Origin of the sequence: Catellatospora chokoriensis (genome assembly GCF_011297315.1) — a bacterium.
GTDB classification, from domain to species: domain Bacteria; phylum Actinomycetota; class Actinomycetes; order Mycobacteriales; family Micromonosporaceae; genus Catellatospora; species Catellatospora citrea.
The window spans coordinates 1-25,053 of sequence record NZ_JAAOTI010000046.1 but is presented as its reverse complement, the minus strand read 5'-3'; the positions used below and the strand labels follow the sequence as shown (position 1 = coordinate 25,053).

Below are 25,053 nucleotides of genomic sequence, written 5' to 3'. Positions count from 1 at the left end.
CACCCCGGGACGAGGGCGGAGTGGGAATGTCGCACAACGTGTCTCGCTTTGTGCTCGGAGCTGCGGCAGAGTGGTGACGTGGACCTCCCCCCGGGGCTCGCGATAGCCGTACTGGCGAGCGTGTTGACCGCTGTGCCTGTGATCTGGGCACTGGCGACGAATAGGCTGGTCGACCAGCACGGCCTGGTCGTCCGTGCGAACCGGCTCAGCGCCGGTGCGCTGATGGTGTTCGCCCTCGCCGCCCCGATCGCCTGGCTGCACACGGCCGGCTGGCCGGACGGCTGGGTGGACCGGATGAGCAGCCGGATGGTGCTGGGCGGCCTGCTCGGCCTGCCCGCCTCGATCGCGGCACTGCTGCTGGTGGCGGCGCTCCTGGAGATCACCGATCAGGTGGTCGGCGACGGCGCGCGGCTGCGGCTGATGCTCGAGTCGCTCATGGTGGCGTCGGGTCTGTTCATCGTGGCCTGGACCTTCGTGCTGGCGCCGGAGAAGCCCGGCGGGCATCACGCGCTGCCGGGCGCCTGCGTGCCGGTCCTGGTGGCCACCGTGCTGTGCTCCGCGGTGCTGGGGTTGAGCGCGGTGCTGGTGGTGCGCGCCCAGCTCCGGCGGGGGCCGCTGCTGCGGCACTGCATCGGCGCGGGCCTGCTGGCCGTCGGCATGACCACGATCGCCGGGGGAGCCTGTTACGGCGCACCACTGGTGGTGCTGGTGGGAGCGGCAGCCGTGCCGACCGGCGCGGCCCTGTGGTTCATCGGGCCGCCGCCACCGCCCCGGGCCAGCGACTCCGAGTCGGTGTCGCCGAGCTCGGGCCTGGCCGCGGGCCTCGCGCCGGTGGTGACGATCTCCCTGGTGGTCGTGCTCGGCTACAGCCGGGGCATGGGCATCGAGCCGGTCACCGCCCTGGTCGGCATCGTCAACGGCCTGTTCATGGTCGGCCGGCAGTACCTGGCCGTGGTCGACGTGCGGCGGGCCAACAACCGGCTGGCCGACAGCGAGTCGCACTTCCGCGAGCTGGCCCACACCGACCCGCTGACCGGCCTGGCCAACCGGCGCGGGCTGCTGCGCACCATGTACCTCGACGCGGCGGGCGGCCCGCCCTGCGTGCTGCTCACGCTGGACCTGGACGGCTTCAAGAACGTCAACGACATGCGCGGCCACGACGCGGGCGACGCGGTGCTGATCGAGGTCGGCCAGCGGCTGCGGCTCAACCTGCGCCCCGGCGACCTCGCGGCGCGGCTGGGCGGCGACGAGTTCGCGGTGCTGATGTGGAGCGGGCCCCGCGAGGCGGGCAAGGTCGCCACCCGCCTGCTGTCTGTGCTGTCCCGGCCGTACCACCACGGCGCCGCCGACATCTTCCTGTCCGCCAGCATCGGCCTGGCCGGGTGCGGCGCCGCCGACGACATCCCGACCCTGCTGCGCAACGCCGACCTGGCGCTGCGCGCCGCCAAGCAGCGCGGCAAGAACCGGGTCGAGCTCTACGACGAGGTGTACGACAAGCAGCTGCGCCGCCGCACCGCGATCGAGCATGAGCTGCGCGGCGCCATCGAGCGCCAGGAGCTGTCGCTGGCCTACCAGCCGGTGGTGGCCCTGCCGTCGACCCGCCCGGTCGGCGCGGAGGCGCTGATCCGCTGGAAGCATCCGGAGCTGGGCCAGGTCGGTCCGCTGGAGTTCATCCCGATCGCCGAGGAGACCGGCCAGATCGAGGCGCTCGGGGCGTGGGTGCTGGATCAGGCCTGCCGCCAGCTGTCGCGCTGGGTGCAGGAGGGCTACGACGTCTGGGTGTCGGTGAACATCTCCCCGCGGGAGCTGCACTCCACCAAGTACGTCACCGGCGTCAAGGAGGTGCTGCGCAAGCACCGGGTGCCGCCGTCTCGGCTGGTGCTGGAAGTGACCGAGCACGCCGTCGCCACCGACCCGGACGAGTTCCGGCGCACCCTGGCCGCGCTGCGGGCGCTGGGCCTGCGCATCGCGCTGGACGACTTCGGCGCGGGCTACTCCTCGCTGGGGCAGCTGCGCCAGATGCCGGTGGACATCCTCAAGATCGATCGTGATCTGGTCATCGACGCGCCGTCCGACCACGGGCCGGGCGCGCCGATGGTGGACGTGGCGGTGCGCCTCGGGCAGCGCCTCGGCCTGCAGGTGATCGCCGAGGGCATCAGCGAGCCGCACCACCGGCGCCTGGTCGAGGCGACCGGGTGCCCGTACGGGCAGGGGCAGCTGTTCGGCATGGGCGTGCCCGCGGAACACCTCGAAGCCCGGCTGGCGTCGTCGGCCAACGGAGGTCCCAAAGCCCTGCCGGCGGCACCGGCCCGACCGCTGCCGAGCGTGCCATCGGCGAGTGGCGGGGCGATCCCGACCAAGATCCTCCCCAGTGCGCAGGGCGGCCCGGGCAACGGCGCCTCACCAGCCAAGTCACTCCCGCTGGGGCAGCCCCTCAACGGGCTTTCGTCGTCTCGCGCCAGCGAGACGAGCGGCAGCTCAGCGGGACGCCACGACACGGTCGTCCCAACATCCGGGAGCAGTTGACTCAGCGGCTGAGATGCGTCAAGCTGAGCCCATGTCGACCTCTCGGCCGTCCGCCCGAGTACTTACCTGAGCGCACTCTCAACTGACGAGAGTGCGCTGGCCCCCGTGCGAACTTTGCACGAGGGCTTTTTTGTTGGCCGGACGCCCTGAGACCTTCCAGATGCCAAAGGTGATCGGAAAATGACTAGACCCAGCCCGGAGTCCCTGGCCCAGCGGGCCGCGGCGCAACGATCAGCGCCCCCCGCCGCCACCAGCGCCCAGACCGCCCCCGTCGCGGCCACCGGTGCGCAGAGCCTCGTCAAGTCGCTGGAGGCGCTCGGGGTAGAGGTGGTCTTCGGCATCCCCGGCGGCGCCATCCTGCCCGCGTACGATCCGCTGTTCGACTCGAAGCTGCGCCACATCCTGGTCCGCCACGAGCAGGGCGGCGGGCACGCCGCGACCGGATACGCCCAGGCCACCGGCAAGGTCGGGGTGTGCATGGCGACGTCGGGCCCCGGCGCGACGAACCTGGTCACGCCGATCGCGGACGCCTACATGGACTCGGTGCCGCTGGTGGCGATCACCGGTCAGGTGGCCCGCCCGGCCATCGGCACCGACGCCTTCCAGGAGGCCGACATCCAGGGCATCACGCTGCCCATCACCAAGCACAACTTCCTGGTGCAGTCGGCCGACGACCTGCCCCGCGTGCTGGCCGAGGCGTTCCACCTGGCCGCCACCGGCCGGCCCGGCCCGGTCCTGGTCGACATCCCCAAGGACGTGCTGCAGGCGCAGACCACGTTCAGCTGGCCGCCGGCGCTGGACCTGCCGGGCTACCGGCCGACCCTGCACCCGCACGGCAAGCAGATCCGGGAGGCGGCCCGCCTGATCATGGCGGCGAAGCGCCCGGTGCTGTACGTCGGCGGCGGCGTGCTCAAGGCGCAGGCCACCGACGCGCTGCGCGAGCTGGCCGAGCTGACCGGCATCCCCGTGGTGACCACGCTGATGGCCCGGGGCGCGTTCCCCGACTCGCACACCCAGCACGTCGGCATGCCCGGCATGCACGGCAGCGTGTCCGCCGTGTACGCCCTCCAGCGCAGCGACCTGCTGATCACGCTGGGCGCGCGCTTCGACGACCGGGTGACCGGCAAGCTGGACAGCTTCGCCCCGGACGCCCAGGTCATCCACGCCGACATCGACCCGGCCGAGATCGGCAAGAACCGCCACGCGGACGTGCCGATCGTGGGCGACGTCAAGCACGTGCTCGAGGAACTGATCACGGCGCTGAGGTCCGAGGCGCACCCGGCCCGCGAGGAGTGGTGGGCGCAGCTCAACGACCTGCGCACCCGCTACCCGCTGGGCTGGGAGGAGCCGGAGGACGGCACGCTGGCCCCGCAGTACGTGATCAAGCGGCTGGGCGAGATCGCCGGTCCGGACGCCGTCTACGTGGCGGGCGTCGGCCAGCACCAGATGTGGGCCAGCCAGTTCATCTCGTACGAGAAGCCGGCCACCTGGCTCAACTCCGGCGGCCTGGGCACCATGGGCTACGCGGTCCCGGCCGCGATGGGCGCGAAGGTGGCCCGGCCCGACGCGGTGGTGTGGGCGATCGACGGCGACGGCTGCTTCCAGATGACCAATCAGGAGCTGGCCACCTGCGCCCTCGAAGGCATCCCGATCAAGGTGGCCGTCATCAACAACGGCAACCTGGGCATGGTCCGGCAGTGGCAGACGCTGTTCTACGACGCGCGCTACTCCAACACCGACCTGGGCACGCACAAGCACCGCATCCCCGACTTCGTGAAGCTCGCGGAGGCGCTGGGCTGCATCGGCATGCGCTGCGAATCGGCCGAGGACGTCGACAAGACCATCGAGGCCGCCATGGCGATCAACGACGCGCCCGTGGTCATCGACTTCGTGGTCGGCAAGGACGCCATGGTGTGGCCGATGGTCGCCGCCGGCACCAGCAACGACGAGATCCAGTTCGCCCGCGGCGTCCGCCCGACCTTCGACGAGGATGACCTCTGACATGACTGAGCGTAGCGAGGGAATCATGAAGTTCAGTCCGGCTCAGGTGGCCGCGGAGCGAAGCGGAGCGGACGCATGAGTAAGCACACTCTGTCTGTCCTGGTGGAGAACAAGCCCGGTGTGCTGGCGCGCGTGGCGGGGCTGTTCTCCCGGCGCGGGTTCAACATCGACTCGCTGGCGGTGGGGGAGACCGAGCACCCCGAGGTCTCCCGCATCACGGTCGTCGTCAACGCCGACGAGCAGCCGCTGGAGCAGGTCACCAAGCAGCTCAACAAGCTGGTCAACGTGCTGAAGATCGTGGAGCTGGAAGCCAGCACCGCGGTGCAGCGCGAACTCCTGCTGGTGAAGGTCCGGGCCGATCGTCCGGTGCGCTCGCAGGTGCTGGAGACCGTCGAGCTGTTCCGGGCCAAGGTCGTGGACGTGGCCCCGGACGCGCTCACCATCGAGGCCACCGGCACCGCGGAGAAACTCGACGCGCTGCTGCGCGACCTGGAGCCGTACGGCATCAAGGAGATGGTGCAGTCGGGCCTGGTCGCCATCGGCCGCGGCTCCCGCAGCATCACCGCCAACCCGGCCCTACGCCTGGCCGCCTGACCACCCACCCGCCCCCTGCCGCCGCAACTCTTAAGGAGTCGCGGCATCCGGGGCCCTTCCAGGCCGCAAGTCTTCAAGAGTTGCGGCAGGGAGGGGAGCCGGTGGCCGCGACTCGTTAAGAGTTGCGGCAGGGAGAGGCCGGGCGGGCCGAGACGATCAACTGGTGGGACGCGGGACGGCCGCGTGCACCGAACGCCGGGGGCGGGGGCGAAGATGCCCTGGCCCGGCGAGTGACCTTGAGAGGGAACGAAAATGGTTGAGATCTTCTACGACGACGACGCGGACCTGTCCGTCATCCAGGGCCGCAAGGTCGCGGTGATCGGGTACGGCAGCCAGGGTCACGCCCATGCGCTGTCGCTGCGCGACTCGGGTGTCGACGTGCGTGTCGGCCTCAAGGAGGGCTCGAAGAGCCGCGCCAAGGCGCAGGAGCAGGGCCTGCGCGTCGTCACGCCGGCGCAGGCGGCGGCCGAGGCCGACGTCATCATGATCCTCGCGCCGGACACCGCGCAGCGTTTCATCTACGCCGAGTCGATCGCTCCGAACCTGACCGCGGGCAAGGCGCTGTTCTTCGGTCACGGGTTCAACATCCGCTACGGCCTGATCACTCCGCCCGCGGACGTGGACGTGGCCATGGTCGCCCCGAAGGGGCCCGGCCACCTGGTGCGCCGCCAGTACGTCGACGGCAAGGGTGTGCCCTGCCTCATCGCGATCGAGCAGGACCCGACCGGCGGCGCGCAGGCCCTCGCCCTGTCCTACGCCAAGGCGATCGGCGGCAGCCGGGCCGGCGTCATCAAGACCACGTTCAAGGAGGAGACCGAGACGGATCTCTTCGGCGAGCAGGCGGTCCTCTGCGGCGGTGCGTCCGCGCTGGTCCAGGCGGGCTTCGAGGTGCTGACCGAGGCCGGGTACGCGCCCGAGGTGGCGTACTTCGAGTGCCTGCACGAGCTGAAGCTGATCGTGGACCTGATGTACGAGGGCGGCATCGCCCGCATGCGCTACAGCGTCTCCGACACCGCCGAGTACGGCGACGTCACCCGCGGCCCGCGCGTCATCGACGGCCGGGTCAAGGAGGAGATGAAGCGCATCCTCGGCGAGATCCAGAACGGCGAGTTCGCCCGCGAGTGGGTCGCCGAGGACGACAACGGCCGCCCCAACTTCACCAAGCTGCAGGAGCAGGGCGCGGTTCACCCGATCGAGGAGACCGGCGCCAAGCTGCGGGCCATGATGAGCTGGGTCGACCGGCCGATCACCGAGACCGCTTAAGACTTTCCTCTCCCACAGGTGTCCGGCCGCGCAACCATGCGGCCGGGCTTACCGGGCCGTGCCCAGGCGATCCCTGGGCACGGCCCGGTTTTTCTTGATCATGCCGTTTCGCCCGGTCAGCGCTTTCCGGGGCGCGCACCGCGTTCTTGACCGGTTCCAGACAGGGCCGGAAACGGACTGAGCAGCACGAACGTGAGTACCGTCACGCGGTGGCTTCGACATGCGAAGCACCCGTGAGCCCGTAGCATCGCGTGGGTAGGGCCCGACACGCAGTGCGGCGAACCGGGCTGAAGTCATCCAACTCTCTCCGTGAGGCAAGCTGTGACTCCCGTCGTTCTCATTGCCGAAGAACTCGCTCCCGCCGCGCTCGACGTGCTGGCGCACGACTTCGACGTACGTCACGTCGACGGCACGGACCGGGCGGCACTGCTTGCCGCGCTGGCCGATGCCGACGCCGTGATCGTGCGCAGTGCCACCCAGATCAACGCCGAGGCCATCGCGGCCGCGCCGCGCCTGAAGGTCGTCGCCCGCGCGGGCATCGGCCTGGACAACGTCGAGGTGCCCGCCGCCACCGCCCGTGGCGTGATGGTGGTCAACGCGCCGACGTCCAACATCGTCTCGGCCGCCGAGCAGGCCATCGCGCTGCTGCTGGCCGTCGCCCGCAACACCGCCTCGGCGTCGTCGGCGCTGAAGAACGGCGAGTGGAAGCGCTCGAAGTACACCGGTGTCGAGCTGCAGGGCAAGACCGTCGGCGTGGTCGGCCTGGGCCGGATCGGCGTGCTGTTCGCCCAGCGCATCGCCGCGTTCGGCACCCGCCTGATCGCGTACGACCCCTACGTGCAGCCCGCCCGTGCGGCGCAGCTGGGCGTGCGCCTGGTCGGCCTGGAGGAGCTGCTGCGCGAGAGCGACTTCATCTCGATCCACCTGCCGAAGACCCCGGAGACCGTCGGCCTGATCGGCGCCAAGGAGCTTCAGCTGGTCAAGCCCGACGTGCGGATCATCAACGCCGCACGCGGCGGGCTGATCGACGAGGACGCGCTGGCCGAGGCGCTGGCCGAGGGCCGGGTCGCCGGCGTCGGCGTCGATGTGTACCTCAAGGAGCCGTGCACCACGTCGCCGCTGTTCGCGTTCGACAACGTGGTCGCCACCCCGCACCTGGGCGCGTCGACGCACGAGGCACAGGACAAGGCCGGCCTGGCCGTGGCCAAGAGCGTCAAGCTGGCGCTGCAGGGCGAGTTCGTGCCGGACGCGGTCAACGTCCAGGCCGGTGGCCTGGTGGCCGAGGAGGTCCGGCCGCTGCTGCCGCTGGCCGAGAAGCTTGGCAAGGTCTTCACGGCCGTGGCCGGTGGCGTGGCCGCCGGGGTCACCGTCGAGGTGCGCGGCGAGATCGTCAACGAGCACGACGTGTCGGTGCTGAAGCTGGCCGCGAGCAAGGGCCTGTTCAGCGCGATCGTCGAGGAGCAGGTCACCTACGTCAACGCGCCGCTGATCGCGGCGGATCGCGGCGTCGAGATCGATCTGACCACCAACCCCGAGGTCAACGAGCACAAGAACCTGGTGACGGTGCGTGGCGCGCTGCCGGACGGGCGTACCGTCTCGGTCGCCGGCGCGGTGGTCACCCACGGACTGCGCGAGCAGATCAAGCTGACCGAGCTGGACGGCTTCGACCTGGAGCTGGACGCCGACGGCAACCTGCTGTTCTTCCGCTACGCGGACCGGCCCGGTGTGGTCGGCGCGGTCGGCACCGTGCTCGGCGCGGTCGGCGTGAACATCGCGGCGATGCAGGTGGCCCGGCGCGAGGCCGGTGGCGAGGCGCTGATGACGCTGACCGTCGACTCGCCCGTGGCCGCGGACCTGCTGCAACGTGCCGCCGAGAACATCGGCGCGGTGTCGGTCAGCGCGGTTGATCTCACCGAAGAGTGAGCAGACGCTTGCATAGCGTGTTGTTCGCTGGGTAACCTGCACAGGTGTCCACTGCGGACACACTCGTCGCACGTCCGGGGCGGGTCTTCGGGTGACCCCTGCCGACACGCATGACGAGTGGCCAGACGAGCACCGATCGGCCCGGTGAGCTGTTGCCGCAGCTCACCGGGCCGATTGCGGTCCTCCGTCCGGGATGTTGCGAGGTCCGGCCAGCGTGGGCGCCTGGGCGTCGAGGAAGGCGCCGACCGGGCCGACGATGCGCGGGTCGCCGAGCACCCGGCGGTGCCCGAGGCCGCTCGTGATCAGCAGTTGCGAGCCTGGATAGGCCGCGTGGATCCGCCGGGCGTGGTCGACACCGACGACGTCGTCCTCGGTGTCGTGCACGATCAGCAGCGGGATCGTCAGCGCCTCGGGCTCGAAGGTGCTGGAGAAGCGCTGCCACAAGTCGGTGACGCCGATGTCGCGCACGGATCGCTCGCGCAGGTGCTCGGCCAGGGCGGGACGCAGCCGCAGCTGCCGGGTGAACTCGGTGATGAGGTGCTCGAACTCGGCCGGACCGCCGATGGCGACCAGGTGGCCGGCGCGCAGCCCGGTGCGCAGCGCGTGGAAGGCGCAGGGGACCCCGAAGGAGTGGGCGACGATCGCCGCGAAGTCGCCGTGCTGTTCCTGCAGCAGGCGCATGATGCGCTCGTACTGGAGCAGGTTCGTCGAGCTGCCGCCGGAGTCGCCGTGGCCGGGCGCGTCGAAGGTGACCGGGCTGTATCCCCGGTCGAGCAGGTCGGCGACCATCCCGGCGAAGCGGGAGCCGCGCGAACTCCAGCCGTGCACGAGCAGCACCGGCCGGTCGCCGTCGCCCCAGGTGTAGGTGGTGACCGGGACACCGTCGAGATCGACCCTGCCGACCACGGCGGCCGCGTGCACGTCCTGCTCGCGGGGGTGCACCGGGGCGCGGCCGGTCGGGCGGAAGAAGAGGGTGTACGCGACGCGCCGGGCCAGCGGCGGGGCGACGACGGACGCGGTGTTGAGGAACCGGCCGGTCAGGTATATCGCTGCCTTCATGACGGCAGGCTAGCAATCAATAAGAACGATCGGTCGGTTAGTTATCTCACAGCGCCGGACACGTACCGTCGCGCGCCTGGTGGCGGCCGTAATCCGGCCGGGAAGGGCCGGGCCGTGGCAGCATTCCGGCATGAGTGAGTCGTCCCAGACGGAGATAGTCATCGCGCCGGTCGGCTTGGAGCACCTGCGCCAGATCCTGGACCTCGGCTACCGGGTCTTCGACACGACGGTGAAGCCGTACACCTCCTGGTCGCTGACGGCCGTCGCGGAGCACCTGGACAGCGGCGACAGCGCGTGCTGGGTGGCCCTGGACGGGACCGCGGTGGTCGGCTTCGTGCTCGGCTCGCAGACGTTCGAGCTGCGCGACGACTGGGGTTATCTGGAGTGGATCGCGGTGGATCCGGCATACCAGGGCCGGGGCATCGCCGGGCGGCTGGTCGACGCCTGCTGCGAGGCGCTGTTCGCGGGCGGGGCGAGCCGGGTGGTGACCGACGTGGAGTCGTCCAACAGCGCCTCGGCCACGCTGATGTCGCGCAACGGCTTCGCCCCGGCGGTCACCGTCACCCTGTTCGTCCGCAGCAGTCAGCCCGGCGAGGAGCCCGGTCGGGCGGTACGCGGCGTGTCCAAGCGTCCCCTGATCCGTAGCGGCCGCCTGCTCGGCGACCACCGCAACCCGTGATCGCGTTCCACATTCTGGAACGGATGTACCGTTGGGTGGGAGCGGCGCTTAACGTTCGGTAGACATGTGAGATGAGCGGAAGCGGTAGGGAGCGGGCTGGCATGCGCATCGCGGTCGTGGCGGGTGACGGGATCGGCGCCGAGGTGGTGGCGGAGGGGCTCAAGGTCCTCGACGCGGTGCTGCCGGGCGTGGAGACGACGCCGTACGACCTGGGTGCGGCACGCTACCACCGGACCGGTGAGGTGTTCCCGGACTCGGTGCGCGACGAGCTGGCCCAGCATGACGCGATCCTGCTCGGCGCGGTCGGCGACCCCACGGTGCCGCCGGGCGTGCTGGAGCGAGGCCTGCTGCTGAAGCTGCGCTTCGACTTCGACCAGTACGTCAACCTGCGCCCGTCGCGGCTGTGGCCGGGCACCACCGGCCCGCTGGCCGGAGTGAAGCCGGGCGAGATCGACTTCGTGGTGGTGCGCGAGGGCACCGAGGGCCTGTACGCGGGCGCCGGCGGCGGCCTGCACCGGGGCACCCCGGCGGAGATCGCCACCGAGGAGAGCCTGAACACCCGCCACGGCGTGGAGCGCGTGATCCGGGACGCTTTCGCGCGGGCCGGCAACCGGGCCCGCCGCAAGGTCACCATGGTGCACAAGACCAACGTGCTGACCCACGCGGGCGGCCTGTGGGCGCGCACCTTCGCCGAGGTGGCGAAGGAGTTCCCGGACATCGCGACGGAATACCAGCACGTCGACGCGGCGGCCATGTTCATGGTGACCAACCCGCAGCGCTACGACGTGATCGTCACCGACAACCTGTTCGGCGACATCCTGACCGACATCGCGGCCGCCGTCACCGGTGGCATCGGCCTGGCCGCGAGCGGCTGCATCAACCCGACCCGGGCCTACCCGTCGATGTTCGAGCCGGTGCACGGCTCCGCGCCGGACATCGCGGGCCAGGGCAAGGCCGACCCCGTGGCGGCCATCCTGTCCGTGGCGCTGTGCCTGGAGCACCTGGGCCACCCCGACGAGGCCCGAAAGATCGAAGAGGCCGTCGCGACCGAGCTCTCCGGACGCACCGGCGAGCCGATCCGCACCGCCGAGGTCGGCGACCGGGTATCCGTACTCGTAGCATGACCGCAGGGCTCCGGTCCGTGCGGTGACCGGGGTGGATGCGCACAAACTGCCCAGGTCATCGGCCGGGCTGGGGTTGAACGACCGTTAGAGGTAAGTTTTCCCCCAGATCCCCGAACTATGGAGGGCAGCGCGCATGAGTGGCGGTGGCACGATCGACTTCGAGATCCGTCCGAGTTCGCAGCCGGTATCGGCCACGGAGCGCGAGGCGCTGCTGGCCAATCCCGGTTTCGGGCGGATCTTCACCGATCACATGGTGACCATCCGGTACGCCGAGGGCAAGGGCTGGTACGACGCGCGCGTCGAAGCGCGGGCGCCGATCCCGATGGACCCGGCGACCGCCGTACTGCACTACGCGCAAGAGATCTTCGAGGGCATGAAGGCATACCGGCGGGCCGACGGCCAGGTCGGGTTCTTCCGCCCCGACGCCAACGCGCGCCGGTTCGCGGCGTCGGCCCAGCGCATGGCGATGGCCCCGCTGCCCGAGGAGCTGTTCCTGGACTCGATCCGCCAGCTCGTCGGCATCGACCAGGAGTGGATCCCCACCAGCGCCGAGGGCAGCCTCTACCTGCGCCCGTTCCAGTACGCCAGCGAGGTCTTCCTCGGGGTGCGCCCCGCCCGCGAGTACCTGTACTGCGTGATCGCGTCGCCGGTCGGGCCGTACTTCTCGGGCGGGCTCAAGCCGGTCACCATCTGGGTGTCCGACGACTACACCCGGGCGGCCCCCGGCGGCACCGGCGCGGCCAAGTGCGGTGGCAACTACGCCGCCTCGCTGCTGGCCCAGGCGCAGGCCGCGGAGAACGGCTGCGACCAGGTCGTCTACCTCGACGCCGTGGAGCGCAAGTACGTCGACGAGCTCGGTGGCATGAACGTCTTCTTCGTGCGCGCCGACGGTTCGATGTTCACGCCCGAACTCAACGGCTCGATCCTGCCCGGCATCACCCGCGACTCGATCATCCAGCTCGCCCGCGAGCAGGGCCGCCAGGTGCAGGAGCGCCCGGTCACCATCGACGAGTGGCGGGACGGCGCGCGCAGCGGCGAGATCGTGGAGACGTTCGCCTGCGGCACCGCCGCCGTGCTGACCCCGATCGGCACCGTGCGCGGCGTCGACGGCGAGTTCAAGCTCGGCGACGGCGGCACCGGCCCGGTCACCGCCGGCCTGCGCCAGTCCCTCGTGGACATCCAGTACGGCCGCGCCGCCGACCCGTACGGCTGGACCACCACCCTCTGACAGTTCAAAGGAAGGGCACCTTCTTAACGCTCCGCGTTGTAGAAGGTGCCCTTCTTAACGTCCAGGGTGGCTTGAGCTGGGCAATCGAGGCCGGGATTGAGGGCTTGCCGAATCGGCGGCCACGGCCTCCGGCAACCCGTGCCCGCTCCGCCGCATAGCAGATCACCACCGGTTACGGCGGTTGTCCACAAGCACGCATCTGTCCACAGGCGGCGCGGGCCGACTGGTTGTTCGGCGACGGGCGTGCGATGACCCTGCCCTGCATGACTTCCGACTCCGCCGCCGTGCTGGATGAGCTGACGCACCGCCAGCAGCAGCTGCTGACCCGCCCGCAGGTGCTGGCTGCCGGGCACACCGACATGATGATCTACCGTCGGATCCAGACCGGCCGCTGGCAGCGAGTGCTGGCCGGGGTCTACTGCGTGCACGGCGGCACCCTCACCGACGAGCAGCGCCGCGTCGCCGCCGCGCTGTACGCGGGCCCCGACGCGCAGATCACCGGCCCCAGCGCGCTGACCTGGTACGGCTTCCGTGCCCTGCCGCCCGCGCCCGAGGTCAACCTGCTCGTCCCGCACGCCACCCGCTGCCGCTCCAACGGCTTCGCCGTGGTGAAACGGGCGCTGACCCTGGACCACCGCGCCCGCCACACCGACCTCTACCAGGTGGTCAGTCCGGCCCGAGCGGTCATCGACACCTGCCGGGAACTGCGTGAACTGCGCACCGTCCGAGCGGTCATGGCCGAGGCGGTGCAGCGCTTCCGGGTCCCGCCGAAGCGGCTCGACGACGAGATCCGCCGCGCTGCCCGCAGCCGCACCGCAGTGGCCCGCAAGGTCCTGGCCGAGATAGCCGGTGGCGCGCGTTCTGCTCCGGAGGCGCAGGCCAGGGCGCTGCTGGCCGGGCTGCCGGAGCTGGGACCGGTGCTGTGGAACCCACGGCTGGCGCTGACCGACGGCACTCCGCTGCCCACGCCCGACGGCTACGTGCCCGGCGCGGCGCTGGCGATCGAGGTGGATTCGCGGGAGTTCCATCTGAACCCCGAGGACTGGGCGCGTTCCCTGGAACGGCACAACGTGCTCGGCCGGCACGGTGTCCAGGTGCTGCACTTCACGCCCTCGTTCGTGGCAGGTCAGCCGGACGAGGTACGCCGGATCGTCGCCGAGGCCGCGACCCTGAGAAGAGGGTTCCGCACCAGCGTGCGCGTGGTGCGGAGTTAGGAAGGTGCCCTTCCGCTACCGATACCGATGGGAAGGTGCCCTTCCTTCGGCTCTAGCGAGTGGGGCGGTGGGTGCTGGTGGGGCGGGATCCCGAAGGGCGGGAACCGTGCGGACGGGTGCCGGCGGGTCGGGTGCCTGCCCAGCGCGCGGCGGACGATCGTATGACCCCAAATTGGGACTCGACGTGCGCCATGTGCCGTTCTACGTTGTCAGGTGCCATGTCGGACCTCCTCGATACCTCACCTAACGACCGCGCTGCCGGGCGGTCGCTGCCCGGTGCGCGTCACCGGGCGGGTTCGAGGGGTGACAGGACTGCTGTTCAGACGGCTCGGCGCAGGGTCGGGGTGGGCTTGAGCCCGGCCGGCCGGGGCAGGGCGGGCGGGGCCAGCCGGCGACGGGCGGTGACGGGCAGGTCCAGGAACGAGGCGTCGAGCGCCACCAGTGCCTGCACCAGGGCGGCCTGGAACTCGTCCGGGTCGGGCAGTTGCCAGCCGATGCTCTGCGGCGACACCTTCCAGCGGATCGGGCCGTCCGGCAGGACCGTGGGCGGGGCGGGGATCCACGAGCCGAGCGAGTGGCGCACCACGTCGACGCGGTGGTCCAGTTCGGGTGCCAGCGTGCCGCCCGAGCGCATCAGGAACATCCAGCTACCCGCGGCGGTGACCGCCACGGGTCCGCGCACGTGGCCCGCGGAGGTCGCGCGGCCGGGGCCGGTCGGCGGCCCGCATACGGCCCGTGAGCCGAGCAGGGCGGGCACTTCGAGGACGTCGAAGGCGTGGCCGGTGGGCAGCAGCAGCGCGTGCGGGCGTTCGCTCCACCACTCGTCGAACTGCTCGGAGCTGGTGCTCGTCCGGGCCTCCCAGTCGTCGAACAGCGGGTGGCTGCTGGTGGCGAAGCAGTTCACACGATCGCAGGCCATGCGCCGGCCGTTGAAGTATCCGCCCGGCGTCACCGCCCAGCCGTGGTCCGCGAAACGCTGCGCCGCCAGGCGCAGCCGCCGCCGTAACAGGGCTTTGCCGAACGGCGCCTGTGGCCACCGCATGAGTCCGACCCCCTCTTCCGGGTTAAGGGAATCGATCCTAGAGATCGACATCCACAAAAGCCGTCACCGACGCGTCGAGTCGTCGTTACATCGACAACAGTCCAGAGCAAACGCCTGAATGCATTGTCCAACTGCAACTTGCATCTGAAGATACGAGTGTCGGACCGGATGTGGGCGCACAGACTGTGCGACTCGGTCAGACCGACCCGATGAGGGGAGGGCTGGAGGATGGACGAGCTGCCGATAGGGCGCCGGGTGTCGTACTGGCGCAACCGCCGGAAGATGTCGCAGCAGGTCTTCGCCGACCGCCTGGGCAAGTCGAAGAGCTGGGTGGACAAGGTCGAGCGCGGCGTGCGCCGGCTCGACAAGTTCTCCGTCGTGTACGAGATCGCCGACGTGCTCCAGCTCGACGTCCAGCTGCTGCTGGGCAAGGACCCGGAGCGCCGCCCCGACAGCATGAACTGCATCGACCAGATCGAGGTCGCCGAGATCCGCTCCGCGCTGGAGCGCTACGACCAGATCAGCGCGTTCTTCTACGCGGCCCCCGAGCCGCCGCCGATCGCGGAGATGCGCAAGGCCGCCCTGCACGCCTGGCAGACCTGGGAGCACGGCCGTTACGGCGTGCTGGCCCGCGCGCTGCCCAAGCTGCTGCGCGACGCCCAGGCCGCCGACACGGCATACGTCCACTCCGATGACTCCCGCGAGGCCGCGCACCTGCTCGGCCAGGTGTACCAGCTGGCCTCCTCGGTGCTGCGCAAGCTCGGCGAGCTGGACCTGAGCTGGCTGGCCGCGGACCGCTCCATCGCGGTGTCCCAGCGGGCGGGCGACCAGCTGCTCGCCGGGGTGGCCACCACCCGCGTGGCGAACGCGCTGCGCGCCCTGGGCCGGCACCGCGCGGCGCTCGAGGTCAACGTCAACATCGCCAACCGGCTCTGCCCGACACCGGGCCAGACCGCCGACGACCAGCTGTCGGTGTACGGCTTCCTGCTGCTGCAGGGCGCGATGGCCGCCTCCTGCATCGGCGACAGCGCGACCATGCGCGACCTGCTGTCCGCGGCCCAGGAGGCGGCGGCGGGGCTGGGCGGCGACAAGAACCACTACTGGACCAGCTTCGGCCCGACCAACGTGCTGGTGCACCGGGCCGCCGCCGCCGTCGAGCTGGGTGAGGGCGGCCTGGCCATCTCCATCCACGACGGGCTGGACCCGACCGCGTTCAACGCGCTGCTGCCGGAGCGGCGGGCGCACCACTACCTCGACATGGCCCGCGGCTTCGCCCAGGTGGGCGACGTCGAGCGGGCGGGCGAGATGCTGCTGGAGGGCGACCTGCTGGCGCCCGCCGAGATCCGCTGCCGGCCGATCGCGCACGAGGTGCTCAGCGACGTGCTGCGGCGCACCCGTGGCACACCCACCGCGGCGCTGGCGGAGCTGGCCGAGCAGATGGGGGTGGGCGTGTGAGCGGCATGCTCGATGCGGCCCGCCACGAGCGAAGAGGTGGCGGCGTGAGCGACGCGGCCCGGCCGGCGGGCAGGCCGGTGCTGTACGTCATCGCGTGCGGCTCACCGGTGACCCGTGACGTCGGCCAGCTGGTCGGGCTCGCCCAGGAGCGCGGCTACGACGTGTGCGTCGTGGTCACGCCGGACGGGCGCAAGTTCGTCGACGTCCCGGCGCTCGCGACGCAGACGGGCCACCCCGTCCGCAGCACTTACAAGAACCCCGGTGATCCCGACGTGCTGCCGTCGCCGGACGCGCTGATCGTGGCCCCGGCGACGGTGAACACGGTGAACAAGTGGGGCGCGGGCATCGCCGACACGCTCGCCCTGGGGCTGATCGTGGAGAGCCAGGGCAAGGGCCTGCCGATCGTGGCGATGCCGTTCACGAACGCGGCGATGGCCCGGCACCCGGCGTTCCAGGAGAACATCGTGCGGCTGCGCGGCTGGGGCATCACCGTGCTGTACGGCGACGACGTGCTGAAACTGCCCGCCCCCGGCGAAGGCGACGCGTATCGCCACGAGTTCGGCTGGGCGCTGGCCCTGGACGCCGTGGAGAAGCTCTGCCCGCCCGGCGCGTGAGTCGCCCGCGCCACGCGGCCCGCCGCCCGTTGCGCAGTAGTCTGTCCGGGTGACCTGGACTGTCGCGTCTTTCACCGAGTTGCTGGACAGCGAGTTCCCGCCGCGGTGGGCGGAGCCGTGGGACCGCGTCGGGCTGGTGACCGGGCGTCCCGAGCAGCCGGTGACGCGGGTGCTGGCGGTGGTGGACGTGCTGCCGGCCACGGTCGCCGAGGCGCTCGACACCGGCGCCGACATGATCATCGCTCACCATCCGCTGCTGCTGCGCGGCGTGTCCTCGGTGGCGGCCACCACCTACCCGGGCCGGATCGTGCACGACCTGATCGGCAACGGGGTGGCGCTGTACGTCGCGCACACCAACGCCGACGTCGCGAAACCGGGCGTCAGCGACGCGCTCGCCGACCTGCTCGGCCTGACCGACACCCGGCCACTGCGGGCCACCGAGGACGGCCGCGGCCACGGCCGGGTCGGCCGCCTGCCCGCGCCGCTCACCCTGGGCGAGTTCGCGCACCTCGCGGCCGCCGCGCTGCCGGTCGCCAGCTGGGGCGTACGCGTCGCGGGCGACCCGGCCCGGCCGGTGGCCACCGTGGCGGTCTGCGGCGGCTCGGGCGACGAGTTCATCCCCGACGCGGTCGCCGCCGGCGCCGACGTCTACCTCACCGGCGACCTCAAGCACCACCGCGTGGCGGACCTGCTGGCCGCAGGCGGTCCGGCGCTGGTCGACGCGGGCCACTACGCCACCGAGCGGCCCTGGCTGACGCCCCTGGCCGCCTGGCTGCGTACGGCGAGCGGACTTGAGACCATCGTCTCCGACACCACGACCGATCCGTTCGGTTTCCACGCGTGCGCGACACTTGACCCGGTCGCCTGAACGTGGCCTTTGACAACTGGACAACCGCGAGAGAAGGAATGCCGACATGAAGGCCGACCCGAAGGATCAGCAGCGGTTGCTCGACCTGCAGGCGATCGACACCACGCTGCAGCAGCTGGCGCACCGGCGCAAGAACCTGCCGGAGATCGCCGAGCTCGACGTGCTCGGCAAGGCGATCGGCCGGCTGGAGGACGAGCGGGCCCGCGCCGAGGTCGACGTCGACGACCTGGACCGCGACATCGCCCGGCTGGAGCGCGAGGTCGACACCGTACGCCAGCGCAGCGCCAAGGACCAGCAGCGCCTCGTCGACGGCCGGCTGCCCGCGCGGGAGCTGACCGCGCTGGAGCACGAGATCGGCTCGCTCAAGCGGCGGCAGTCGGAGCTGGAGGACGCCGAGCTGGAGCTGATGGAGAAGCGCGAGTCCTCGCAGGCCGCCCTGGACGCCGTCGACGAGAAGATCTCCGTCGCCCGGGAGAAGCGCATCGCCGCCGAGAACCGCCGCGACGAGGCGATCTCCGAGATCACCAAGGAGGCGGAGTGGAAGCAGAACGCCCGCCGTCCGCTGGCGGCCGATCTGCCCGCCGAGCTGGTGCAGCTGTACGACAAGATCCGTGAGACGTCGGGCGGGCTCGGCGCGGCCCTGGTCCAGCACGGCCGCTGCGGCGGCTGCCGCCTGGAGCTGTTCGGCGCGGACCGCAACCGGGTCAAGGCCGCCCCGCCGGACGAGGTCGTGCGCTGCGAGGAGTGCCGGCGCATCATGGTCCGCACCGCGGAGTCGGGTCTGTGACCATCGGAAAGGTCATCATCGAGGCCGACGGCGGGGCGCGCGGCAACCCCGGCCCGGCCGGCTACGGCGCGGTCGTGCGCGACCCGGCCAGCGGTGAGGTGCTCGCCGAGCGGGCCGCCGCGCTCGGGGTGACCACGAACAACGTCGCCGAGTACCGCGGGCTCATCGCCGGGCTGCAGGCCGCCGCCGAGCTGGGCGCGTCGCAGGTCGAGGCCCGGATGGACTCCAAGCTGGTGGTCGAGCAGATGTCCGGCCGCTGGCAGATCAAGCACCCGGGCCTGCGCCCGCTGGCGGCCGAGGTTGCCACGCTGGTGCGCAAGTTCGACCAGGTCACGTACACGTGGATTCCGCGCGAGCGCAACCGGGCCGCCGACGCCCTGGCCAACGCGGCCATGGACGCCGCGGCCGGGAAGGGCGGATCGGCCGCCGGGAGCCTGGACGGAGAGACGGCGTTCGGGATCGTCACGGCATGGGACGCCGACGCGTTCCCGATCGTCCCCGATGCCGGCGAGACGGCGGCGGGCGCCGCCGCCGGGTCCGGCCGGGCCGCCGGGTCGAGCACCTCGACGGGCTCCGGAAAGGCCGGGCGCGGAGCCGAGACCGCCGCGCCGGGGCGACCGCGCGAGGACTGGGCGCCACGCACGTCCCCGGCGACCCGGCTGGTGCTGGTGCGGCACGGGGAGACGGAGCTGACCGCGCAGAAGCGCTACTCCGGCCGCGGCGACGTGCCGCTGTCGGCCATCGGGGAGGAGCAGGCGGCAGCCGCCGGGCGGCGGGTCGCGGGGCTGCGCCCCGACCGGGTGGTCAGTTCGCCGCTGAGCCGGTGCCGGTCCACCGCGGCGGCGATCGCGGCGGCCGCGGGCGGCATCCCGGTGACCGTGGAGAACGACCTCATCGAGTGCGACTTCGGCGTCTGGGAGGGCCTGACCTTCGGCGACGTGCGCGAGCAGTACCCGGCCGAGCTGGACGCCTGGCTGGCCTCGACCTCGGTGGCGCCGCCCAAGGGCGAGTCGTTCCAGCAGGTCGCCAAGCGGGTGCGCGGGGCGATGGGCAGGCTGCAGAAGGCGTACGAGGGGCAGACCGTCGTCATCGTGTCGCACGTGTCACCGATCAAGCTGATCCTGCGGGACGCGCTCGCCGCGGGCGACGCGTTCCTGTACCGGCTGCTGCTGGACCCGGCCGGCGTCTCGATCGTGGACGTGTGGCCTGACGGCGGCGTCTCGGTGCGCTCCGTCAACGACACCGCCCACCTCCTGCCGCCCACCCCCTGACCTGCGCGGCGTCACGACAGGCGTTACAAGGGCACCTTCTACAACGCATAGCGTTGTGCGGAGCTGCTGCTCGTCTCGCTGACGCGAGCCGACGATGCCCTTCCTTCGCTCTAGGCGAGGGTGAAGCGGACCAGGCGTTTGGCGGGGTCGGCCTGGGTGAGGCGGACGGTGATCTGGTCGCCTGCGGTGAGCTGGCCGTCGCAGCGGGCGCGGACGGCGGGCTCGGTGAGCGCCACCGTGCCGCCGGGCTTGCCGTGGTTGGTGTCCAGCACCGTGGCGGGGAAGGTCTCGCCGATACGGTCGGCCAGGATGGTCGACTCGACCAGGTCGATCGCGCCGCGTTCGGCGGCCGAGGAGACCCGGTCGGTGCCCGACATGACGGCGGGCAGCTCGGGCAGGGCCGCGGCGGCCCAGGCCGGCACCTCACGGCCGTCGTGCAGGGCCAGGCACACCTCGGTGACGTACCGGTCGGCCAGGCGGCGCAGCGGGGCCGTGACATGGGCGTACGCCGCCGCGACGGCGCTGTGCTCCGGCTGCTCCGGCAGCTGCCCGGCGAACGGCGTGTACCCGGCGCCGCGCAGCAGCTCGGCGGCCTCGTCGACGAACGCGGCGTGCTTGGGCCGGGCCGGGTCCAGCCCGGCCAGCACCTGGCCCACGGTCATGCCGTCGGGCCAGTCCACGCCCAGGCCCTTCGCCGCGATCCGCAGCCGGGCCACCGCCTCCGGGTCGGGGGCGGGCATCGTGCGCAGCAGGCCGATCCGGCCCGCCAGCATGATGTCCGCAGCCGCGCGGCCGGTCAGCAGCGAGATCTGGGCGTTCCATTCCTCGGCGGGCAGCGGGGCGCGCAGGCGCAGCTGCCAGCCGTCGCTGTGCGGCTCGATCTCCTGCTCGGGCATGGGCAGGTTGATGGCGCCGCGCTCCAGGCCCCGCATGATCAGCAGCCGGCCCAGCTCCGGCAGCAGCGCGATCGGCTCGGCGAGCGCGCCGCTGTCCACATCGGCCTGCACACCCTCGTAGGCGAGCTTGGCGCGGCTGCGCACCCGCGCCCGTTGCAGCTGCACACCGACGGTGTCGCCGTCGGCGGAGACGTCGATCGTCCACACCACCGCGGCCCGGTCCACGCCGGGCAGCAGGCTGACCGCGCCCTCGCTGAGCACCGGCGGGTGCAGCGGCACCTTGCCGTCGGGCAGGTAGATCGTCTGCCCGCGCCGCCAGGTCTCGGCTTCCAGCGGGCTGTCCGGCGCCACGTACGCCGCGACGTCGGCGATGGCGTAGTGCACCCGGTAGCCGCCGTCCCGGCGGGACAGGCACACGGCCTGGTCGAGGTCGCGGGAGCCGAGCGGGTCGACGGTGACGAAGGGCAGGTCGGTGCGGTCGGCGTCGGGCAGCTTCACCTCGGCGGCGGCGGCCTGCGCCTGTGCCTGCGCGGCGGGCGGGAAGGCGTCGGGCAGTTGCAGCTCGCGACGCAGCGCGGTGAAGTCGATGGCCTCGGCGTGCAGGCGGCGGTATGCCATTGGTCATTCTTACCAGGTGCGCGCGTGCGGCGGCCCCGCCCGTACGGGCGGCTTCACGTTCCGGCGACGGCGATTCGGTGCCATCCGCAGGTCACGCCGTGGATGACACCGATCAGGGCGGCGCTGCCCCGCTAACGCATGGCCTTGCGGGCCATCTTCTTCATCGCCGTCTTGCGCATGGTCGTCTTGCGGGCCGGGGCGGTCTTCGCCATCGCCTTGCGGGCCGGTGCGCTCTTGCGGGCGGTGGTGGCCTTCTTGAGCGGGGTCACCTTCTTGGCGGCCATGGCCTTCTTCGCCGTGCTGCGGCCGGAGGCGGTCCGGCGTACCGCCGCAGTGATCTTCTTCGCCCCGGTCGCCCTGCGGGTCGGGGACGCCTTCTTCGCCACCGTGGTGGTCTTCCGGGCCGCGGTGGTCTTCCGGGCCGTGGTCGTCTTGCGGACCGCGGTGACGCTCTTGCGCGCGGGTGCGGTCTTCCTGGCGGCCGTGGTCTTGCGGACCGCGGTGGTCTTGCGAGCGGTCGCCTTGCGCGCGGGTGCGGTCTTCTTCGCGACCGCTGCCTTCTTGACCGCTGTCGCCTTCTTGACCGCGATGGCCTTCTTGGCCGCGGTGGTCTTTCTGGCAGGCGACGCCTTCTTGGCGGCCGTCTTGCGCGCGGTCGTCTTGCGGGCGGTGGTCTTCTTCGCCGCGGCGGTCTTCCGGACCGCGGCGGTGATAGTCCGGGCGCCCGTGCTGCGGGCGGCGGCCGTGGTCTTCTTGGCGGTCGCCTTCTTGGCCGTCGTCTTCCTGGCCGCAGTGGTCTTCTTGGCGGCGGTGGTCTTCTTCGCGGCCGTGGTCTTCTTGACCGCGGTGGTCTTCTTGGCGGTGGCCTTCTTGGCCGGGGACGTCTTCTTCGCGGTGGTCTTCTTCGCCGTGGTCGTCTTCCTGGCCGGTGCGGCCTTCTTCATCGGCGTCGTCTTCTTGGCTGCGGTGGTCTTCTTCGCCGTCACGGCCTTCTTCGCCGCCGTCTTCTTGACCGCGGCGGTGAGCTTCTTGACGCCGGTGGTCTTCTTGGCGGCGGTGGTCTTCTTCGCGGCCGTGGTCTTCTTGACCGCGGTGGTCTTCTTGGCGGTGGCCTTCTTGGCCGGGGACGTCTTCTTGGCGGTGGTCTTCTTCGCCGTGGTCGTCTTCCGCGCTGTGGTGGTCTTCTTGGCGGGCGAGGTCTTCCTGGCAGGCGCGGCCTTCTTCGCCGCGGCCGGCCGGCTCGGCGCCTTCTTGGCTACCGCCTTCTTGGCAGCGGCCTTCTTCGCTGGGGCCTTCTTCGCTGCGGCCTTGGCTACGGCCATCGCTTGTCCTCCTCACGGGAACGTCCTGCCGGAATGTCTCCGGCGGAACCGCGAAACAGCGGTGGCCACGGCGCTTTCTCCGCGCACTGCTGCTCCAGACATCACTGTGCGCCGCAAAAGGCCCATGTGCTGGTGAAATCCGTAAAAAAGTCAAATTGCTATGACTGCCGATGTGACCACTCCACAGTGCACGTATCGCGGCATCCCTTGTCCCGCCGCTCTTTGCGGCACGCGGGGCGCAGGTCTAGCGGGGACCCGTCATCCCGGCCAACCGCGCCAGGATCGCCCGTTGCGGCTCGGTCTCCGGCACCGGAAGTCCCCGTGCCGCACCGACAGCGGCCGTCGCGTCCGCGGCGCTCGCACCGAGCCGGATCAGCACCCCGCCCGCGACGACGGTGGCCCGGCCGATGCCGCCGAAGCAGTGCGCCAGCACGAACCTGCCCGCCGCGACCTCGTCGGCGAGCCGCCCGGTCAGCTCCCGGTACGCGGTGAAGTCCGGCACGCCGAAATCGGGGATGGGGAACGAGACGAAGCGCATCCCGGCCGCGCGCACCGCCTGCTCCTCGCCGACCAGGCCCAGCCGCTCGTTCTCGGGGGCGGTCAGCGCGGAGACCACGGTGTCCACCCCCTGCCGGCGCAGGGAATCGACCTCGTCCCGCAGCCGCTGCCCGCCCTCGGGACGGGGCATGAGCGCGAGCCGGCCCGCGGCGGGCCAGTCGACGACGTACGCGGTGGTGGGCACGAGGTCAGCCGAGCAGGACCTTCACGACGGCCTCGCCGTCGGCGGCCGCACGGTGGTAGAACGCGGCGAGGCCGTCGGCGTGCCAGGCCAGGCGTCGCGCCAGCAGGTCGTCCCAGGGGCGGGTGGAGTAGCCGCGCAGCACCGCGGACAGCTCGCCCTCGCGCTGCGCGATCCACGACGACGGCTGCGCGTCACGCAGGAAGTCAGAGACCGCGCGGACCTCGTCGGCGCGGAGCACGCCGATCTCGTCGTCGGACGCCCCGGACAGGTCGACCGGATGCCAGGCCCCGCCGGACACGACCAGGCCCGCCACCGGGTGGCCAGGCCCCTGGCTGCCCGCGAAGAGCACCTCCAGCAGCAGGTAGTGCTCGGGCACCGCGCGCAGGGTGCCGTCGGCCAGCGCCCGCTCGTAGGCCGCGTCGTCGAACACCGGCGAGCCGTCCCACAGCCGGCGCGGCGAACCCGCCAGCTCCGTCTCGGGCACCCGCTGCCAGTACATGTCGACGCCGGTCACGGCTCAGGCCTTCGACTTCGCCGGGCTCTGTGCCCGCGCCCCGGCGGGCTTGGCCTTGTCGCTGCCCGCCGCCCACTTGTCCAGGTCGAAGCGGAACCAGCCGCCCAACACGACCCGCCCGCTGCCCAGCGCCAGCACCGCCCGGATCTTCGCGTTCTGCTTGCCGTACACCTTCAGCAGCTCGGCGACGTCGGTGACCGGGACGGTCCAGGTGGCCGAGTGGTGACCCTCCACCTTGTACGGCAACTCCGGCCCCTTGCGGCTCTGCCCGCCCACCATGTGCCGCCCGCGCAGCCCCTTCACCTCGAACTCGCAGGTCACCACCTGCACCGCGCCTAGTGTCCCGTTCGTCACCGTCGTGGCGATCAGGAACTCCTTCGCGTCACCGGGACCGAAGTTGTTGATGTGGTAGAGCCGCACGCTGGGGGCCGGCCGGGTGCGCCGGTAGCCGGCCAGCGCCACGGCCAGGCTCAGCAGGGCGATCAGGACACCGGCGAGCGCGAGCATCCGTGCGGGGGTATCGGACACCGGGTGACTATGGCACGAAACCGGCCGGGGGAGGAAGCCGCGTACGCCGTGCTGTGGACCGTCGCCGGGTCGTTGGTCAGGCATGAGACTCGACGTTCCGGCATCGAAGCTGCTCCGCGGGCTGCTGTGGAGCGTGGCCGCGATCCATCTGCTGAGCCTCGGGTTCACGATCGTCTACCACGGCTTCGGCGTGTACGACCTCATCCCGTACTGGGGGCGGATCGTCAAGTTCTTCTACGTGGACAAGGAGCAGAACCTGCCCACCTGGTTCTCCAGCGGGCTGCTGTTCCTCGCGGCGCTGCTGCTGTGGCAGCTCGGCGGCGCGGACCGGGCGTCCGGCGGGCGCTTCCACCGGCGCTGGCGGGTGCTCGCGGCCGTCTTCACCGGCCTGTCGCTGGACGAGTTCTCGCAGTTCCACGAGCTCGGGGCGCAGGCCGACGTGCTGGACGCGGGCGGGGCCTCGTACCTGTCCTGGCTGGTGCTCGCCGCGCCCCTGGTGCTCGTGCTGGCCCTGTCGTACCTGCCCCTGCTGCTCGCGCTGCCGCCGCGGGTGCGCTGGCTCATGCTCGGCGCGGCCGCGCTGTTCCTCGGCGGGGCGGCCGGGATCGAGGTGCTCGGCGCCTACACCGGCCGGGAGAACATCGGCTTCACCCCCGGTTGGGCCTCCATGCGCTACGTGCTGGCCGCCTCGGCCGAGGAACTCTGCGAGATGCTCGGCGTGGTGCTCTTCATCTACGCCACCGCCCTCCACCTCCAACACCCACCCACCACCCCCACCCGCCCCT

22 protein-coding genes are annotated in these 25,053 nt (G+C 71.5%); 15 read left to right on the top strand and 7 right to left on the bottom strand.

What is annotated here, in order from left to right; all coding sequences use genetic code 11:
• The first annotated feature begins 78 nt into the window (after positions 1-78).
• The 5 genes from HAV39_RS40005 (at position 79) to serA (ending at position 8,307) form a co-directional block, all read left to right on the top strand.
• Complete coding sequence (locus HAV39_RS40005) at positions 79-2,526, top strand: putative bifunctional diguanylate cyclase/phosphodiesterase (RefSeq protein WP_191844303.1); 2,448 nt, start codon at positions 79-81, stop codon at positions 2,524-2,526.
• Between the two features lie 180 nt (positions 2,527-2,706).
• On the top strand, positions 2,707-4,527 hold the full coding sequence (locus HAV39_RS40000) for an acetolactate synthase large subunit (protein ID WP_191844302.1): 1,821 nt from the start codon (positions 2,707-2,709) through the stop codon (positions 4,525-4,527).
• Positions 4,528-4,602: 75 nt separating this feature from the next.
• Positions 4,603-5,121, top strand: coding sequence for an acetolactate synthase small subunit (gene ilvN, locus HAV39_RS39995; RefSeq protein ID WP_120318427.1), 519 nt, complete (start codon positions 4,603-4,605; stop codon positions 5,119-5,121).
• A gap of 252 nt (positions 5,122-5,373) precedes the next feature.
• A complete protein-coding gene (gene ilvC / locus HAV39_RS39990; RefSeq protein ID WP_191844301.1) occupies positions 5,374-6,384 on the top strand; it encodes a ketol-acid reductoisomerase in 1,011 nt (336 codons plus the stop codon).
• Between the two features lie 321 nt (positions 6,385-6,705).
• Complete coding sequence (serA, locus tag HAV39_RS39985) at positions 6,706-8,307, top strand: phosphoglycerate dehydrogenase (protein WP_191844300.1); 1,602 nt, start codon at positions 6,706-6,708, stop codon at positions 8,305-8,307.
• Between the two features lie 162 nt (positions 8,308-8,469).
• Here the strand turns inward: serA and HAV39_RS39980 are convergent, their stop codons facing one another.
• Positions 8,470-9,366, bottom strand: a complete 897-nt coding sequence (locus tag HAV39_RS39980; RefSeq protein ID WP_191844299.1) for an alpha/beta fold hydrolase — start codon at positions 9,364-9,366, stop codon at positions 8,470-8,472.
• Between the two features lie 130 nt (positions 9,367-9,496).
• On the opposite strand from HAV39_RS39980, the gene HAV39_RS39975 reads away from it, so the two are divergent.
• From HAV39_RS39975 to HAV39_RS39960, 4 genes are all read left to right on the top strand, one after another.
• Complete coding sequence (locus HAV39_RS39975) at positions 9,497-10,045, top strand: GNAT family N-acetyltransferase (RefSeq protein ID WP_191844298.1); 549 nt, start codon at positions 9,497-9,499, stop codon at positions 10,043-10,045.
• A gap of 101 nt (positions 10,046-10,146) precedes the next feature.
• The gene (locus tag HAV39_RS39970) at positions 10,147-11,169 is read left to right on the top strand and encodes a 3-isopropylmalate dehydrogenase (RefSeq protein WP_155390143.1); all 1,023 of its coding nucleotides are present in this window, start codon (positions 10,147-10,149) and stop codon (positions 11,167-11,169) included.
• 133 nt (positions 11,170-11,302) lie between these two features.
• Complete coding sequence (locus HAV39_RS39965) at positions 11,303-12,397, top strand: branched-chain amino acid aminotransferase (RefSeq protein WP_120318434.1); 1,095 nt, start codon at positions 11,303-11,305, stop codon at positions 12,395-12,397.
• 263 nt (positions 12,398-12,660) lie between these two features.
• On the top strand, positions 12,661-13,611 hold the full coding sequence (locus HAV39_RS39960; protein WP_191844297.1) for a type IV toxin-antitoxin system AbiEi family antitoxin domain-containing protein: 951 nt from the start codon (positions 12,661-12,663) through the stop codon (positions 13,609-13,611).
• Between the two features lie 319 nt (positions 13,612-13,930).
• Here the strand turns inward: HAV39_RS39960 and HAV39_RS39955 are convergent, their stop codons facing one another.
• Entirely contained in the window at positions 13,931-14,653 is a 723-nt protein-coding gene (locus HAV39_RS39955) for a bifunctional DNA primase/polymerase (RefSeq protein WP_191844296.1), read from the bottom strand.
• Positions 14,654-14,881: 228 nt separating this feature from the next.
• Between HAV39_RS39955 and HAV39_RS39950 the strand changes: the two genes are divergently transcribed.
• Genes HAV39_RS39950 through HAV39_RS39930 form a run of 5 tightly spaced genes read left to right on the top strand, consistent with a single transcriptional unit; the run spans position 14,882 to position 19,648 of the window.
• A complete protein-coding gene (locus HAV39_RS39950; protein WP_120318437.1) occupies positions 14,882-16,108 on the top strand; it encodes a helix-turn-helix domain-containing protein in 1,227 nt (408 codons plus the stop codon).
• Positions 16,109-16,113: 5 nt separating this feature from the next.
• Entirely contained in the window at positions 16,114-16,722 is a 609-nt protein-coding gene (locus HAV39_RS39945; protein WP_191844323.1) for a flavoprotein, read from the top strand.
• Between the two features lie 49 nt (positions 16,723-16,771).
• Positions 16,772-17,590 carry a Nif3-like dinuclear metal center hexameric protein gene (locus HAV39_RS39940; protein WP_191844295.1) on the top strand — a complete coding sequence of 273 codons (819 nt, stop codon included), beginning with the start codon at positions 16,772-16,774 and terminating at the stop codon, positions 17,588-17,590.
• Between the two features lie 46 nt (positions 17,591-17,636).
• The gene (locus HAV39_RS39935) at positions 17,637-18,377 is read left to right on the top strand and encodes a zinc ribbon domain-containing protein (protein WP_191844294.1); all 741 of its coding nucleotides are present in this window, start codon (positions 17,637-17,639) and stop codon (positions 18,375-18,377) included.
• On the top strand, positions 18,374-19,648 hold the full coding sequence (locus tag HAV39_RS39930) for a bifunctional RNase H/acid phosphatase (protein ID WP_191844293.1): 1,275 nt from the start codon (positions 18,374-18,376) through the stop codon (positions 19,646-19,648). The genes HAV39_RS39935 and HAV39_RS39930 overlap by 4 nt, the downstream gene beginning before the upstream one ends.
• A gap of 110 nt (positions 19,649-19,758) precedes the next feature.
• Here HAV39_RS39930 and HAV39_RS39925 read toward each other — a convergent pair whose 3' ends face one another.
• From HAV39_RS39925 to HAV39_RS39905, 5 genes are all read right to left on the bottom strand, one after another.
• Complete coding sequence (locus HAV39_RS39925) at positions 19,759-21,162, bottom strand: RNB domain-containing ribonuclease (RefSeq protein WP_191844292.1); 1,404 nt, start codon at positions 21,160-21,162, stop codon at positions 19,759-19,761.
• 131 nt (positions 21,163-21,293) lie between these two features.
• Positions 21,294-22,484, bottom strand: coding sequence for a hypothetical protein (locus tag HAV39_RS39920; RefSeq protein ID WP_191844291.1), 1,191 nt, complete (start codon positions 22,482-22,484; stop codon positions 21,294-21,296).
• Positions 22,485-22,728: 244 nt separating this feature from the next.
• Entirely contained in the window at positions 22,729-23,226 is a 498-nt protein-coding gene (locus HAV39_RS39915; protein WP_191844290.1) for a protein-tyrosine phosphatase family protein, read from the bottom strand.
• A 4-nt stretch (positions 23,227-23,230) separates the two neighbouring features.
• Entirely contained in the window at positions 23,231-23,740 is a 510-nt protein-coding gene (locus HAV39_RS39910; protein ID WP_191844289.1) for a DUF1877 family protein, read from the bottom strand.
• Positions 23,741-23,743: 3 nt separating this feature from the next.
• Positions 23,744-24,268 carry a hypothetical protein gene (locus HAV39_RS39905; RefSeq protein WP_191844288.1) on the bottom strand — a complete coding sequence of 175 codons (525 nt, stop codon included), beginning with the start codon at positions 24,266-24,268 and terminating at the stop codon, positions 23,744-23,746.
• 82 nt (positions 24,269-24,350) lie between these two features.
• On the opposite strand from HAV39_RS39905, the gene HAV39_RS39900 reads away from it, so the two are divergent.
• Positions 24,351-25,053, top strand: a 703-nt coding sequence (locus HAV39_RS39900; RefSeq protein WP_191844287.1) for a hypothetical protein, incomplete at its 3' end; no start/stop codon positions are given.

Bases quoted from the DNA above. Each gene is read 5' to 3' on its own strand.
- HAV39_RS39965 (WP_120318434.1), top strand. From the start codon at position 11,303: ATGAGTGGCGGTGGCACGATCGACTTCGAGATCCGTCCGAGTTCGCAG.
- ilvN (WP_120318427.1), top strand. From the start codon at position 4,603: ATGAGTAAGCACACTCTGTCTGTCCTGGTGGAGAACAAGCCCGGTGTG.
- HAV39_RS39950 (WP_120318437.1), top strand. From the start codon at position 14,882: ATGGACGAGCTGCCGATAGGGCGCCGGGTGTCGTACTGGCGCAACCGC.
- HAV39_RS39960 (WP_191844297.1), top strand. From the start codon at position 12,661: ATGACTTCCGACTCCGCCGCCGTGCTGGATGAGCTGACGCACCGCCAG.
- HAV39_RS39970 (WP_155390143.1), top strand. From the start codon at position 10,147: ATGCGCATCGCGGTCGTGGCGGGTGACGGGATCGGCGCCGAGGTGGTG.
- HAV39_RS40000 (WP_191844302.1), top strand. From the start codon at position 2,707: ATGACTAGACCCAGCCCGGAGTCCCTGGCCCAGCGGGCCGCGGCGCAA.
- HAV39_RS39935 (WP_191844294.1), top strand. From the start codon at position 17,637: ATGAAGGCCGACCCGAAGGATCAGCAGCGGTTGCTCGACCTGCAGGCG.
- HAV39_RS39980 (WP_191844299.1), bottom strand. From the start codon at position 9,366: ATGAAGGCAGCGATATACCTGACCGGCCGGTTCCTCAACACCGCGTCC.
- HAV39_RS39920 (WP_191844291.1), bottom strand. From the start codon at position 22,484: ATGGCCGTAGCCAAGGCCGCAGCGAAGAAGGCCCCAGCGAAGAAGGCC.
- HAV39_RS39925 (WP_191844292.1), bottom strand. From the start codon at position 21,162: ATGGCATACCGCCGCCTGCACGCCGAGGCCATCGACTTCACCGCGCTG.
- HAV39_RS39975 (WP_191844298.1), top strand. From the start codon at position 9,497: ATGAGTGAGTCGTCCCAGACGGAGATAGTCATCGCGCCGGTCGGCTTG.
- HAV39_RS39945 (WP_191844323.1), top strand. From the start codon at position 16,114: ATGCTCGATGCGGCCCGCCACGAGCGAAGAGGTGGCGGCGTGAGCGAC.
- HAV39_RS39955 (WP_191844296.1), bottom strand. From the start codon at position 14,653: ATGCGGTGGCCACAGGCGCCGTTCGGCAAAGCCCTGTTACGGCGGCGG.
- ilvC (WP_191844301.1), top strand. From the start codon at position 5,374: ATGGTTGAGATCTTCTACGACGACGACGCGGACCTGTCCGTCATCCAG.